The organism is Limnobacter sp. (genome assembly GCF_036405155.1).
GTDB lineage: Bacteria > Pseudomonadota > Gammaproteobacteria > Burkholderiales > Burkholderiaceae_B > Limnobacter.
The window spans coordinates 623,438-637,520 of sequence record NZ_DASWYD010000007.1 but is presented as its reverse complement, the minus strand read 5'-3'; the positions used below and the strand labels follow the sequence as shown (position 1 = coordinate 637,520).

General features: G+C 55.3%; 13 protein-coding genes. 9 read left to right on the top strand and 4 right to left on the bottom strand.

Features of this window, described 5'->3' with window-relative positions; all coding sequences use genetic code 11:
* Window positions 1–59: 59 nt before the first annotated feature.
* The 8 genes from hsdR to VGE55_RS13545 all read left to right on the top strand — a co-directional run bounded on the left by hsdR (window position 60) and on the right by VGE55_RS13545 (window position 11,840).
* Window positions 60–3,461, top strand: coding sequence for a type I restriction-modification system endonuclease (hsdR, locus tag VGE55_RS13580; RefSeq protein ID WP_331132212.1), 3,402 nt, complete (start codon window positions 60–62; stop codon window positions 3,459–3,461).
* 17 nt (window positions 3,462–3,478) lie between these two features.
* Entirely contained in the window at window positions 3,479–5,077 is a 1,599-nt protein-coding gene (locus VGE55_RS13575) for an N-6 DNA methylase (protein ID WP_331132211.1), read from the top strand.
* The gene (locus VGE55_RS13570) at window positions 5,074–5,601 is read left to right on the top strand and encodes a PDDEXK nuclease domain-containing protein (RefSeq protein ID WP_331132210.1); all 528 of its coding nucleotides are present in this window, start codon (window positions 5,074–5,076) and stop codon (window positions 5,599–5,601) included. Before VGE55_RS13575 ends, VGE55_RS13570 begins: the two co-directional genes overlap by 4 nt.
* Window positions 5,594–7,183, top strand: a complete 1,590-nt coding sequence (locus VGE55_RS13565; RefSeq protein ID WP_331132209.1) for a restriction endonuclease subunit S — start codon at window positions 5,594–5,596, stop codon at window positions 7,181–7,183. The genes VGE55_RS13570 and VGE55_RS13565 overlap by 8 nt, the downstream gene beginning before the upstream one ends.
* The gene (locus tag VGE55_RS13560) at window positions 7,170–8,756 is read left to right on the top strand and encodes an AAA family ATPase (protein ID WP_331132208.1); all 1,587 of its coding nucleotides are present in this window, start codon (window positions 7,170–7,172) and stop codon (window positions 8,754–8,756) included. Before VGE55_RS13565 ends, VGE55_RS13560 begins: the two co-directional genes overlap by 14 nt.
* Entirely contained in the window at window positions 8,753–9,616 is an 864-nt protein-coding gene (locus VGE55_RS13555; RefSeq protein ID WP_331132207.1) for a hypothetical protein, read from the top strand. The genes VGE55_RS13560 and VGE55_RS13555 overlap by 4 nt, the downstream gene beginning before the upstream one ends.
* Before the next feature lie 470 nt (window positions 9,617–10,086).
* The gene (locus VGE55_RS13550) at window positions 10,087–11,259 is read left to right on the top strand and encodes an XRE family transcriptional regulator (RefSeq protein WP_331132206.1); all 1,173 of its coding nucleotides are present in this window, start codon (window positions 10,087–10,089) and stop codon (window positions 11,257–11,259) included.
* Window positions 11,256–11,840, top strand: a complete 585-nt coding sequence (locus tag VGE55_RS13545) for a DUF4411 family protein (RefSeq protein WP_256763301.1) — start codon at window positions 11,256–11,258, stop codon at window positions 11,838–11,840. Before VGE55_RS13550 ends, VGE55_RS13545 begins: the two co-directional genes overlap by 4 nt.
* Before the next feature lie 19 nt (window positions 11,841–11,859).
* Here VGE55_RS13545 and VGE55_RS13540 read toward each other — a convergent pair whose 3' ends face one another.
* Window positions 11,860–12,375, bottom strand: a complete 516-nt coding sequence (locus VGE55_RS13540; protein ID WP_256763299.1) for a hypothetical protein — start codon at window positions 12,373–12,375, stop codon at window positions 11,860–11,862.
* A complete protein-coding gene (locus tag VGE55_RS15040; RefSeq protein ID WP_370569122.1) occupies window positions 12,351–12,848 on the bottom strand; it encodes a M23 family metallopeptidase in 498 nt (165 codons plus the stop codon). Before VGE55_RS15040 ends, VGE55_RS13540 begins: the two co-directional genes overlap by 25 nt.
* A 95-nt stretch (window positions 12,849–12,943) precedes the next feature.
* On the opposite strand from VGE55_RS15040, the gene VGE55_RS13535 reads away from it, so the two are divergent.
* Window positions 12,944–13,225: a thioredoxin family protein gene (locus VGE55_RS13535; RefSeq protein ID WP_256763298.1), complete on the top strand. Its 282-nt coding sequence runs from the start codon at window positions 12,944–12,946 to the stop codon at window positions 13,223–13,225.
* Between the two features lie 7 nt (window positions 13,226–13,232).
* On the opposite strand, the gene VGE55_RS13530 is transcribed toward VGE55_RS13535, so the two are convergent.
* Window positions 13,233–13,880 carry a GreA/GreB family elongation factor gene (locus VGE55_RS13530; RefSeq protein ID WP_331132205.1) on the bottom strand — a complete coding sequence of 216 codons (648 nt, stop codon included), beginning with the start codon at window positions 13,878–13,880 and terminating at the stop codon, window positions 13,233–13,235.
* A gap of 6 nt (window positions 13,881–13,886) precedes the next feature.
* A complete protein-coding gene (locus VGE55_RS13525) occupies window positions 13,887–14,081 on the bottom strand; it encodes a hypothetical protein (protein ID WP_331132204.1) in 195 nt (64 codons plus the stop codon).
* Window positions 14,082–14,083 lie beyond the last annotated feature (2 nt).

Below are 14,083 nucleotides of genomic sequence, written 5' to 3'. Positions count from 1 at the left end.
ATTTTGTTGGGTTGCTTCTATCAAGTAAGATTTAGCAATGCTCAAAAGGGAAAAAAGTGGTGCATAGCATACGCTCCAACTTCGACATGCTGAGGGCATATGAACCCCAGCTATGGCGCTTGGGCGCCTTGGCTGAGCGCTACTTCACCGAAGACCCGAACACCAGCCTTCTCAAGCAGCGGCAGTTTGCAGAATTGCTCGCTCAGAACCTAGCCGCACGAGGCGGGCTCTACACCTCTCAAGAGGAAAGCCAGTACGAGCTCATTCGTCGCCTGCAGTCAGAGAATCTGGTCCCCCGAGAGATCAAGCAGGTCTTTGATCAAATTCGGGTCACTGGTAACGCTGCCAACCACGCGCTGGCGGGTGATCACGCCAAAGCTTTAGCCACGTTGAAACTGGCCTGGCAGCTGAGCCTATGGTTCCACCGAACTTTCAAGCAGCCAGACTTCAAGTCAGGGCCATTTGTTCCGCCAGCACCGCCACAGGAGGAATCCAAAGAGCTAGAGCAAGAGCTGGCCAAGCTGCGTCAGGCAGTGTCTGACTACCAGAGCAAGCATGAGCAAGCCGCGACGGCATTGCATGCGGCTAGGACGCAGCTGACAGCTTTGAGTGAAGAGCGCTCGGTTTGGGAGCAGATCGCAACCGAGTCCGACCAAGCAAAAGCCAAACTCGCGGCCCAACTGACCGAGCTTCAGGCCCAAGCCAAGGCCGCTCCGCCCGACACTCTGATGCACCTGGTCGTGTCTGCGAACAAGGCTGCCACCCTTGTCGAGCTGGACGAGGCCGAGACTCGCCGGATGATCGACGCACAATTGCGCCAAGCGGGCTGGGAGGCTGACACCGAAGTATTGAAATACAGCAAAGGGGCGCGCCCAGCGAAAGGGCGCAATATGGCCATCGCCGAATGGCCATGCGAGGGCTATTCCGCCGACTACGTGTTATTCCGCGGCTTGGTCCCCATGGCAGTGGTTGAGGCCAAACGTCACAGCAAAGACGTCTCCGCTGACCTTCAGCAAAGTAAGCGATACAGCCGCACCTTCTCCCCCGGTGCGGAGACGCAGCTCCACGCGCAAAACTGGGGCGCGAAGTCTGAGTTTCGAATCCCCTTTGTGTTTGCCACTAATGGCAGGCCTTACTTGCGGCAGCTTGCGACCAAGAGCGGCGTCTGGTTTTGTGACCTGCGGGATCCCAAGAACCGCAGTGCCGCTTTGGATGGCTTGTATTCACCTGATGGCCTCCAGGCCCTGTTGCGCAAGGACGAAGGCAAGGCCCACGCCGAACTGAACAACACCCCGTTCAACTATGGCTTCCCACTGCGCTACTACCAGCAAGCGGCCATCCGGTCGACCGAAACCTGTATCGCCGAGGGCCAGCGCGAGATCTTGTTGGCCATGGCCACTGGCACCGGCAAGACAAAGACCTGTATTGCGCTCATTTACCGGTTGTTGAAGTCGCAACGGTTCCGCCGCATCTTGTTCCTGGTTGACCGCTCAGCCTTGGGTGAGCAGGCAGCCAACTCCTTCAAAGACACCCGCATGGAGCGCCTGCAAACTTTCTCAGATGCGTTCGGGATCAAGGAGCTGGAACACCAAACACCCGATGCGGACACGGCTGTGCACATTGCGACCGTGCAGGGCATGATGCGCCGGGTCTTGTTCCCCGCAGAGGGCGTGGCGCCCCCCACGGTTGACCAGTACGACTGCATCGTCATCGACGAATGCCACCGTGGCTACACGCTCGACCGAGAGATGTCCGACACGGAACTCAGCTTCCGTGGGTTTGACGACTACATCTCCAAGTACCGTCGTGTGCTGGACTACTTTGATGCCGTCAAGATCGGCCTGACCGCAACGCCAGCCCTGCACACCACCGAGATCTTCGGCCCGCCGGTGTACAGCTACAGCTACCGCGAAGCCGTGGTCGATGGCTTCCTGGTGGACTACGAGCCCCCGATCCAGATCCGCACCGAGCTGTCTGAAAACGGCATGACCTGGAAGGTGGGCGAAGAGGTCAAGATCTACGACGCGCAGCGCAACCAGATCGACCTGTTCAAGGCCCCAGACGAGATCAAGCTGAAGGTTGACGACTTCAACCGAAAGGTCATCACACGCTCATTCAACGAAGCTGTCTGTAGCTACCTGGCCCAAGAGATCGACCCCAGTGGTCGGCGCAAGACCTTGATCTTCTGTGTGAGCAGCGACCACGCAGACTTGGTGGTCGATGTGCTCAAGAAGGCATTGGAGGATCGCTACGGCGAGGTCGAAGATGATGCCGTCATCAAGATCACCGGCAATGCTGACAAGCCGCTGGAGCTTATTCGCCGGTACAAGAACGAGCGCCTGCCCAATGTGGCCGTGACGGTGGATTTGCTGACCACTGGTGTGGACGTGCCCGAAATCTGCAACCTGGTTTTCCTTCGGCAGGTCAACAGCCGCATCTTGTTTGATCAGATGCTGGGCCGCGCCACGCGCTTGTGCGAGTTCGATGGCGAAGCCAAAGACTCATTCCGGGTGTTCGATGCCGTGAAGATCTTCGAAGCCATCGGCAACATGACCGACATGAAGCCCGTGGTGGTGAACCCGAAAATTTCCTTCAAGCAGCTGGAGCGTGAATTCACCGAGGTTCAATCAGACGAAGCGCGTGAGTTGCTGCGTGAGCAGTTCTTGGCCAAGCTGCAGGTCAAGAAGCGGCATCTCAAGGGCAAAGACGCGCAAGACTTCGAGACCAAGGCCGGCATGACGCCAGACGCCTTCATCAAGAAGCTGAAGACGCTCAGCCTGCCGGAAGTGGCTGCGTGGTTCACCCAGAACCCTGACCTGGGCGAAATCCTCGACCGCAAGGCCGCAGGCCAAAGCCAGCCCATGTACGTATCGGAGCACGCAGATGCATTCCTGCTGGCCGACCGCGGCTACGGCAACGCCAAGAGGCCTGAAGACTACCTGGATGAGTTCAAGAAGTTCATCAGCAGCCACAGCAACGAGTTGCCCGCGCTGATGGTCGTGCTGACCAAGCCACGCGACCTGACGCGCAAACAGCTCAAAGAGCTGATCTTGGCGCTGGACCAAGCCGGCTTCAGCGAGGCCCGCCTGGCCATGGCCTGGCGGGAGATGAGCAACCAAGACATCGCCGCCCGCATCGTGGGCTACATTCGCCAGGCCGCGCTGGGCGACGCCCTGCTGCCTTACAGCGAGCGGGTGGACCACGCACTGCAAGCGTTGCTGGCCAACCCACCCGGCGGGAAGCCTTGGACGGAGCCCCAGCGCAGCTGGCTCAAGCGCATTGCCGCACAAACCAAGGCCAACCTGTTGGTGGATCGCGAGGCACTGGACGACCCTGACCTGCTCTTCCAACGCGAGGGCGGCGGGTTCAATCGACTCGACAAACTTTTCAATGGCCAGCTCCAACCGGTGCTGGACGCTTTCAACGATGCACTCTGGGCGCCTCCTGCCCAAAGTGCCTAATGCAGTAGTACTCATTCATGGCCAAAACCCCCCAAGTTGCACATGATATTGGCGCCAAGCTCTGGTCGCTGTGCCATGTGCTGCGTGACGACGGTGTCACCTATCACCAATACCTGAGCGAACTGACTTACCTGCTCTTTCTCAAAATGATGAAGGAGACAGGGCAGGAAGACCGACTGACGGTCTGGATTCGCCCCAAGAAGAGTGAGCCCCCTGTTGAACAAGCAGGCACCCGCTGGGATGACCTGCTGAGCGCCTCAGCACCTGAGCGGCTGGACATCTACAAAGAAATGCTGCTGAGCTACGGCCTGCACGGCCGCGGTGCTGTGCAGCAGATCTACGCAAATGCCAACACCTTCATCACCAAGCCCGCTACCCTGAGCAAGCTGGTGACGGATATCGATGCGCTTGATTGGTACAGCGTGCAACGCGACGACCTGGGGGACTTGTACGAAGACCTGCTGGAGCGCAACGCCACCGAGAAGAAGAGCGGTGCGGGCCAGTATTTCACCCCACGCCATTTGATTGACAGCATAGTGGCCGTGATGCAGCCACAGTTAGACGATGTGATCCAAGACCCGGCTGCGGGCACGTGCGGCTTCCCCATCGCGGCCAACAATTACCTGCGCGAGCACAACGATTTTGATGGCCTGGATGACGAAGCCCAACGCCGCTACCGGCACGGCACCTTCTTCTGCATGGAGCTGGTGCAAGACACCCACCGCCTGGCCTTGATGAACATGCTGCTGCATGGCATAGAAGGCGGCGTGGAGTATGGCGATACCTTGGGTGAAGAAGGCACTCGACTGCCCCAAGCGACCTTGATCTTGTCTAACCCACCGTTTGGCACCAAGAAGGGCGGCGGCTTGCCCACCCGCAAAGACCTGACTTACGAGACCAGCAACAAGCAGTTCGCCTTCTTGCAGCACATCTACCGCAACCTGGCCCCCGGTGGCCGTGCGGCCGTGGTGCTGCCCGATAACGTGCTGTTTGAAAGCAATGTGGGCACCAGCATCCGGCGTGACTTGATGGACAAGTGCAACCTGCACACCATCCTGCGCTTGCCCACCGGCATCTTCTATGCCCAGGGCGTGAAGACCAATGTGCTCTTCTTTACCAAAGGCGAGAAGACCGACAAGGGCAACACCCAAGAGGTATGGGTGTACGACATGCGCGCCAACATGCCGCAGTTTGGCAAGCGCACCCCGTTCACACGCGATTACTTCCGTACCCCCGCTGATGCCCCGGCGGACGTGCCGCGCGACAAATTTGAAGACGTGTTTGGCCCTGACCCCAAAGGCGGCCCACAGGCCTTGGCTCAACGCGTGGACATGGGCGAAACAGGCCGCTGGCGCAAGTTCACGCGCCAGCAGATTGCCGAGCGCGGCGACAACCTGGACCTAGCCTGGCTGAAGGATGACAGCGCCGACAACGCCCAGCAGCAACGCGAAGAGCCCGCCATGCTGGCCCGCCTAGCCATGCGCGAAATGAACGCCGCCTTCAAGGAGCTGCGCGCCCTGGTGGAGGCCCTGGGCGAAGACCCCGATGCCGAGCTGGACGACCTGTTGGTGGACGACACCGAGCCCGGTGAGGCTGCCGAGGGGGCTTCGGCATGAGCCAATTGCATGCCAAGCAGGCTGGCGACCTGCATGCAGAACTGCGGGCCCTGATCGCCAGCAGCCGCCATCGCCTGAGCGCCGAGGTGCTGGGCGGTGAGCGCGCCAGCTACGGCGCCCAATTGCTGGACCAACTGGGGCAGCAGCTGTCGCAAGAGTTTGGCCGGGGCTTCGAGGCCCGCAACCTTCGCCGCATGGTGCGGTTTGCCCAGGCATTTCCTGATGCCGAGATTGTGTCGACACTGTCGACCAAATTGAGCTGTAGCCACCTGGTGGCCATTGAGCTGAAGCTGGGCCGCTTCAAGGCCGCCCACAAAGGCCAAATGGGGCTGTACCTGAAGTGGTTGGACAAACACGAGCGTCAGCCCGGCGAAGAGGCGCCCATAGGCCTGATCTTGTGCACCGAGTCGAGCCGCGAACAGGCGGAGCTGCTGCAAATGCACAAAGACGACATCACCGTGGCCGAGTACTGGGCCGAGCTGCCGCCCAAGGCACAGCTGGAGGGGGGGCAAAGCGATGAGTGATTTGCCAAGCAACTGGTCAGAAGTGCCAATTGGCAGCTTTGCTCGGGTGGTGGGCGGTGGCACCCCTCCATCAAAAGATCCGGCCAACTTTGCTATGCCTGGACAAGGGATCCCATGGGTGACTCCCGCTGACCTCAGTGGCTACAAGTGCCAAACGGTCGAGCGGGGCGCGCGCGATTTGACTGATGCAGGATTTGCCGCTTGCGGTGCCACGCTGTTGCCTGAGGGAAGTGTGCTCTTCTCGAGCCGTGCACCAATAGGCTATGTAGCGATTGCTGCAAACCCGATATCAACCAATCAAGGCTTCAAGAGCTTTGTTTTGCCCGAAGGATTTGACCCCCGTTTCACTTACTACCAGTTAAAGCACCTCAAGCCCGAGGCAGAAGGCATTGCTACGGGCACTACTTTCAAAGAACTATCTGGTGCGGCGGCTGCCACTTTGCCATTCAGAGTTGCACCAGTGGCCGAGCAAACCAGAATTGCCAATCAACTCGACACCTTGCTTGCCCGCGTCAACGCCTGCAACGACCACCTCGATGCCATTCCAGGCATCCTCAAGCGGTTTCGGCAGGCTGTTTTGACCTGCGCATTGACGAGTGATGTTCGAGAGCAAGTGGATGACTCCGCTGCCGAGGCCCCAGTAAAGACAGCAAAGATTTCAGATATCGCCAGTGTTGGCACGGGCTCCACACCTCTTCGTTCGAACAGTGCTTTTTACGCGAGCACAGGAACACCTTGGGTTACCAGCGCAGCAACGGGCTCACCGTTTGTTGTTGGGGCGGACCAGTTCGTGACGGAGGCGGCCATTGCAACCCACCGATTGAAGGTCTACCCCAAGGGCACACTGCTAGTAGCGATGTATGGTGAGGGAAAGACGCGCGGTCAAGTTTCAGAGTTGGCGATAGAGGCGACGATCAATCAGGCATGTGCTGCCATTTCGGTGAATGAAGAATTGGCAGCTAGGCAATTCGTCAAACTTGCGTTGACTGCGAATTACCTTGTCATGCGTGAATTGGCTGAAGGAGGCAACCAGCCCAATCTCAACCTATCGAAGATCAAGGACTTTGAGATACCATTGCCTCCCCTTGACGAGCAGGCCCGCATTGTTGGAAGCGTTGAAAAATTGCTGACTTTTGCCGACCGTGTCGAAGCCCGCTACACCGCCATGCGCGCCCATGTCCAACGCTTGGCACCCCAAGTGCTGGCCAAAGCCTTCCGTGGTGAGTTGGTAGAGCAAGACCCCAACGACGAGCCCGCCAGCGCCCTGCTGGCTCGTCTGGTCAGTCAGCGTACCGCCTCTAGTCCAAATAAAAAGCCGCGCCGCCCTAGTAAACCTCGAACTACAAGAGCACCTGCAGAGGCTTCTTCTATGACAAAAAGCCGACAAGACGAAGATGTGAAAGGTCTCCCTTACCTGGCCGGCCATTTGCGGCGCTTGGGCGTACCGACGACCGCACAGTCCTTGTTCAAGGAAGCCGAATTGCCTGTGGCCGACTTCTACAAGCAACTGGCTTGGGAAATCGCCGAAGGTCATGTGAAAGACAACCAGACCACGCTGGAGCCAGGCCATGCGACTGGATAAGGTCTACATCGATGGCTTCAAGAACTTGAAGCAACTGGAGGTGGACTTTGATGAAAGCCAGCTCACCACGGTGTTGATTGGCCAAAACGGGGCGGGCAAGTCCAACCTCATTGAAGCGATCACGCAGGTCTTCCGGTGGGTTGACTTGCGTCGCAGCGAGCCTCGATTTCAGTACCGGGTCGATTACCGAATCCAACCTCTTGGGCGTACCGTGTCGGATCCGCCCCGGGTCACCTTGAGTAACGTGCCCGGTGAGCCAGCAATCCAGGTCAACGGCAAAGAAGTCAAGCGCACAGACTTTGAGAAGAACAAGCAGGACTGGTTTCCTGACCTCGTGTTTGGTTACTACTCTGGCGGCAGTCGTCGCCTGGAAGCCTTGTTTGACAGCCACCAACGCCGGTACTACGACGCCGTCAAGCTTGAAGACGACCCCAAGAAAGTGGCCCAGGCGCAAGCAGAGCGGCGCTTGTTTTACTGCCGTCCCATCCACGGTGTTCTGGCATTGATGGCCCTGTTTGCATTTCCTGATGTGAAGGTGATGCAAGAGCTCTCTAGCAAGCTGGGTATCACGGGCTTCCATTCCCTACTTGGACTTTTGCGTGAGCCTTGGTACGCCAAGAGCAAGAAGGCTCGTGCGGAAGACCTTTGGGGCGCGGGCGGCCCAGCTGGGAGAACCGCGCGCAAGCTGAAGGATGTGGCGCTTCACCCCCTTGTACTGGAAGGCAATGCGATTGACGACTACCGTGACAAAAAGCAAGCCGAGCCCCAGTACGCCACCTTTCTTCCTTCGCTGGCCCGATTGAAGGAGTTTGCGCAAGACTTCACCAATGAACGTGAAATGTTCTTTGCCTTGGAGGCGATGGACATCTCTGACTTGATTCGAGAAGTCTTGGTGTGGGTCACCCGCAGCAACGATTCGACTGGCGATGTGGGCTTTGCTGACCTGTCGGATGGCGAGCGACAGCTGCTGATGGTTTGGGGCCTGATTCGTGTGTCACGGGGCAAGCGGGCGCTGTTCCTGTTGGATGAGCCAGATACGCATTTGAACCCGCATTGGCAACACAGCTACCTGCACCTGATCCAAGAGTGGACGGGCATCGCAGCAGACCAAGACAAGTGCCACATCGTGTTGACATCGCATAACCCGCTCACGATTGCAGGGCTCACCCGCAACGAGGTTCGCGTCATGTACAGCGACGAGTCTTCTGGAGCCGTGCTGGTTGAACCACCGTTTGTTGATCCAAGGGGGTTGGGTATCGGAGGGGTCCTGACGGACATCTTCGGCATGCCTTCAACGCTCGATCAGCCCACACAGGAATTGATCGATGCTCGAAACCGGCTCGCACGCCTGGCTGAGCTCGACGAGGCACAGACCAAGGCGTTGGATGCGATCAACGACCAGCTTCGTGAGCTTGGCTTCATGTACGAAGAGCGAGACGCGCTCTACCGCCAGTTCTTGCGCAAGCTAGATGACATTGAATTGGCTGATGACGAGCCGCGCACGCCTCAGCAGTTGAGGCAGCGTGATAAAGCAACCAAGGCCATCATCGAACAGCTCTTGCAGAAAAAATGATCTATATCCATCGCGACTGGTCTAAGGTGCCGGATGAAATCAAGGAGGCACTGAAAAAAGCGACAGATGAGCTCGATGCCATCCAGGACCTTGAAGCCCGCAAGGCACACATCGAGGGCAACTCGAAAGCTTGGACAGCCGTGCGTGATTACTTGTCAGGCATGTCGAGCAATAAATGTTGGTACTCCGAGGCCAGAGAAAGTGTATCGCGATACCAGGTTGACCACTTCCGACCTCATGGTCGAGCCAAGCAAGCGGCCAAGACCTATACCGAAGGCTATTCGTGGTTGGCCTTTGATCTGGACAACTTTCGCTTGGCAGGCATGTTGTGCAATACGGTCAACAAAGAGTACTCAGAGGAGTCAGTCGGCAAGGGGGACTGGTTCCCGCTGGTTAACCCAACGCGGCGAGCAACGCTTGAGAGCAGGGACATCGATGGCGAATCCCCCATTCTGTTGGACCCCACCGACCCTGAAGACCCGGGCAAGTTGTGGTTTAACGAAGATGGCACTGTGGTGCCTGCTCCAGAACTCGAGCCAGATACCCAGGCGTCTGTGACTTTAGCCATTGACTACCTTGGCCTGAAGCAATCAATGTTGATAAGCCAGCGCAGACGAACCATGCGTCAAGCGAGAAGAGCCATGGCCCGCTACAAAGCGGTGGCAAGAATTCCCAAAGGCGAGAGGTCAGCGAATGACCGTACCAACTTCAAGGAGGCCGAGGCAGAGCTGCTGGCGATGTCCTCCCCGTCTGGTGAGTTCGCCGCTGCAGTTCGTTGCTACCTGATTGCCAATGGATTACGCAATTTGGTTTTACAAGATGAGTTAAAAGTACTGGCTATGGACTCTGACGATGTCTAGATTGAATTGCTGATAGGGAAGTACTTAATCACAGTAATTCCGACTTGATCTGACAAAAGCCTTGCTAAGGGGTGGAATCCTCAGTTTTGATGTAGGTGCAAAGCTTCACTAAAAACGGCGAGTAACTTCTAAAGCAGTAACCCCGTAACCACTGTGAATCAGCGTGCAACGCAATGACTCAGCACTTTCTGCCAGATTAGGCTGCTAATTGGTACTGCTCAGCGGGAGTTCTCATGCCCAGCGCTCATCGGGCCTTTTAGCAACCGAGGCCAGAACGTTGGGTTATCAGTGGTACGAATTTCCGGGCAGCTCATTACCGCTATTTGGTACCCCGAGGGGCAATACCAGTTTGTGGATGACATCTTGGGCTTGGCCAAAAGCGAGCTGAACTTCAGGCAGTCTCAAGTGGGCCGAGCGAAGAATTTCATGTGGCCTTAGTTGTTTTTGCAAAGAATTCGTGATGTTAGCACTTGATTAAACTTGATTATTATCCATATACGGATAATAATTCGGCCACTATGGAAAAACTGCTCAATAGCGAAAATGTCAAGTCAGCCCTGCAGGCCAAAGGCTGGACACAGAAGGACCTCGCCGCTCAACTGGACGTTACCCCGCAGGCCATAACCAATTGGCTCAAAGGAATCGATTTTCCAAGGCCAGACAAGTTGCTAAAGTTGGCAACTGCGCTAAAGCTGACATTTTCAGCGTTAGTAGTTTCGTCCAGTGAAGACCAACCAGTGATTGCTTTTCGCAAAAAGGGTGCAGCAAAAACAACGAACGAGCACATCACCAAGGCAATCGCCATGGGCTCGTTGTTAAAACCACTCGTGCCGTTTCTGCCCGGCATACACGCGTTGCGGTCCTCCATCGCGAACCCCTCGACCAGCTATGAGGCCTTGCAGGCGATAGCAAAAGAGATTCGCCAACGCATCGGGCTTGGCGCCAAAGCCGTGTTGGGCTATGAACATCTGATTGAACAGTTTTATGTGAATGGTGCAGTGATCGTGCCAGTGATGTGGGGCGAGAAACGTCAGCATAAAAATGCCCTTCACATTCTGTTACCAAAAGAGCAGATCACTTTTATTTTCCTAAACTTGGACACTCGGTTAGAGGACTTTAAGTTCTGGATGGCGCATGAACTTGCACATGTGTACACCCCCGATTTGGCCGGCACAGAGGCTGGTGAAGACTTCGCTGACGCGCTTGCCGGTGCTTTGTTGTTTCCGCAGTCTATTGCCGAGGCAGCCTATGTTGCAACTCAAAAGCAAATGGACAGCAACGGTGAACTGAAAGTTTTAAAGCGCTACGCAAGCGAATACCGTATTTCTTTATTCAGCGTGTTTTCAGAGGTGGAACGGTTTTACAAAACCCACCGCTTGCCAGGGTTGCGCTGTGTAGAGAAAGACGTGCATGCAATTCGCAATACAGAACGGGGTAAGTTGATCAGCGAAATTCTTTTTAACCCCTTACCTCCGATGCCAGCAGAGTATATTGCTGCCACTGCCAACACGTTTAGAAGCGCTTTCTTTGTCGCGCTTAAGGCCATGATTAAAGCCAACGGAGTTGGATCTGGGTATGTACAACAGGTAATGGACATTTCAATGCAAGATGCTGCTAGTTTGGTCAAGGAACTAAGCGATTGACGCTGGTTCTGCTGGATACGAACGCATACCTTCGTTTGGCAAAGCGGGTTAGACCTGCAATCGGAATTAAGTTTGGGCAAAAGGGTTACGTTCTCACCATTCACAAATTGGTCGAAGACGAGGTGCACAATAGCCCTCGTCTCAAGTCCCTGTTTCCATGGTTTGATGGAGAGGAGTTTGTTAAAGAGCGGCTAGCCAAACAAATTCGTCTATCAGAAGATGAAAAAGCTTCAGTGACTGCGGCACAAAGCGTGTTGCACCAATCGGTCTTGGACGATGTTGTTCGGTACAGTTCGAACGGTCGCTCACCCCCCAGTCCTGCTGATTGCTTTTTGCTCGCCTTGGGTCAGGTCAGGGAAGCGATCGTGGTCACAGATGATTTGGGTATGCATGCGTTGGCCAGCGATTTTGACCTTAAAGTCTGGCACGGGTTTCAATTGTTGGATAAGTTGCGTTCGGCAAAAGTGATTGATGCTGAATTGATTCGGCAAATTTACGTAGCCCTCGAAAATAATGGGGATCTTCCAAAGTCTTGGAAAGAAGCTAAGCAAACGACATTCTCAAAAATATTCGCTAACTAGATCTAACCCATTTCAGTTGTTAGTCCGCTTCTTCATCCCACCGGTATTTGCCCTGTTCAAAACGAAGAGTACCCAAGGCGGCCTCGGTTCCCAATTCAATCGCGTAATCGCCATTCGGCAACACCGTTTGCTTCCAGAGTGAATCTCCAAGCCGTCTGTTTTGCAAAATCATGATTCCGGAATCGCCAGTTTGTCCTCGGTCGGCGATGAGGTCTCCAGTTGGCAACGAACCGTCGTTCGTGCAATTACCCACCAACAAACCGCGTTGTCCGTTTTGAAGCGTCTGCGGAGCAGAGTCAAATACTTGAACAGCACAATTGTTGTGCTGGCAAGCCAACTTGGCATTGTCTACACGCACTGCATACACGCATCGCTCGGCAGCAGCCCCTTGCTTCTTGCCCAACATCATTTTTGTTGGAGTGATTTCACTGAGTGGTGAAAGCCCCAATGATGTTTTTGAGCTTGTTTGATTGCAAGCAGTGATTGAAAAGCACAGACACGAACCGAGTATTAAGAGATTTGATTTTTTGTGCATGTTTTGTCTCTCAAACATAAAAGTGAGTCGAGCAATAGAGTTGCGTCTTGGAGGTCACTACGCCGCAAATAAGGCGGATTCTTGAAATTACTCAGTGGCCCGTTGGCCTGGCCCGAGTAATGCTCAAGGTGAAGCATTGGATGCAAACCTCGGCCCAAGTTTCCGATTCGACCAATTTGTTCACCTGCTTGCACAGTGGTGCCGACACTTGGAATGCCTTCTTCTTCCACTTCCCCATATCGCACAACCCCCAATGCGCCATGGTCTACCGTAACTTGAAAGGTGCCGGAATAAAATTTCCAGGATTCAATGACCCGACCAGCAGCAATCGCAAGTACTGGTGAGCCAAGTGGTGCGTACAAATCGCATCCAGCGTGAGTACGCCCTGCGGACCTTTTTGAACCAAAGCTTCGAGGACTTTGTTTGTATGAGTACGTGGATATCCATTCAGGAACTGGCCAAAACTTCTTCATCGTTTAAAAATGCAAATCAAAAACCAAGCGTATGTTTCACGCTATTCACTGTCAAAATGGGTATGTGTGCAAACTGAAAGCAGTCACCCCCCAACATGGCCTTGAAAATCCAACTCCTGTGCGCCGAATGGTGCGGCGTGTGCCGCACCTTCAAAGCGGACTATCAACAACTGTGTAGCAGCCACCCCGAATGGCAATGGCAATGGTTGGACATTGAAGACGATGAAGATGCCTGCGCGGGCGTTGATGTTGAAAACCTGCCAACCCTGCGGGTTTTTAAGCAGCAGGGGCTACACAGCATTGAGGTATTCGCCGGGCCTGTGCGGCCCGACATCCGTGTGATTGAACACATGCTGCTGCACTTTCAGCAGACCTGAAAACCCATTAAGTGAAGTAATCACCGCTGGCTTCTGGCTGAAACAGAATTTTTTCAATCACTGCTTTTAGCACATCTCTACTTGGGCTCAACCAGTGAGCCTCATCCCCTTCTTTCAAACCAATCAACGCCATGCCCAAGGGCGACAACACCGATACAAAACCAGCAGCGGGTTCTGCATCTTTCGGGTAACACAGGGCCATCACCATCCGTTGGCCAGTTTTTAAATCCAGCAAGCAGAATTGCGTATACATGGTGATGACGTTGGCGGCCACCTGTCGTGACGGAACGGTGTCGGCATTGTCCAGCAGGTCGCTTAAACGGATGTGTGGGTTTAAGGTGGGCAGTTTGCGCAGGCGTGCATGGTCCAGTTCGGTTAATACACGTTCAGTGGATAAAAATTTGTTGTGGGTGTGGTTGATCACAGCCGTTCTCCTTGAATACATCACCGGTGGGGCCCGGCGAGAGAACAGTGTGGTGTCGAAAAAGATGAAAGGGTTTAGCCTCGCCGGGCTTGATCGTGTGGGGCGCAGGCACGCTGCTGCGCCCGCACTGGTGTACCGGTGCGGTTTGGCAAACAACTGGATGGGAGAAGGGCTTTGTTCATGGCGCAAACCATAGCCCAAAGCAGCGGGTCTGTCAAAGATCGCTTGCACAAGCGGCTACAGCATGCACAGTGCAAACACCACAAAGGCTGCAATCACCAATGCCGCAAACCATGGTTTGTTGGCCAACGCTGTGCCCCGCCGCTGGGCGCGCAGTTCGTCGGCTTTCCATTGCGCATACGGCAGGGGCGTTGCATCGCCCCGGCTTTGTACATAGCGCTCGTAAGCGGCTTGAAGTCGCTTCTCATTCATGG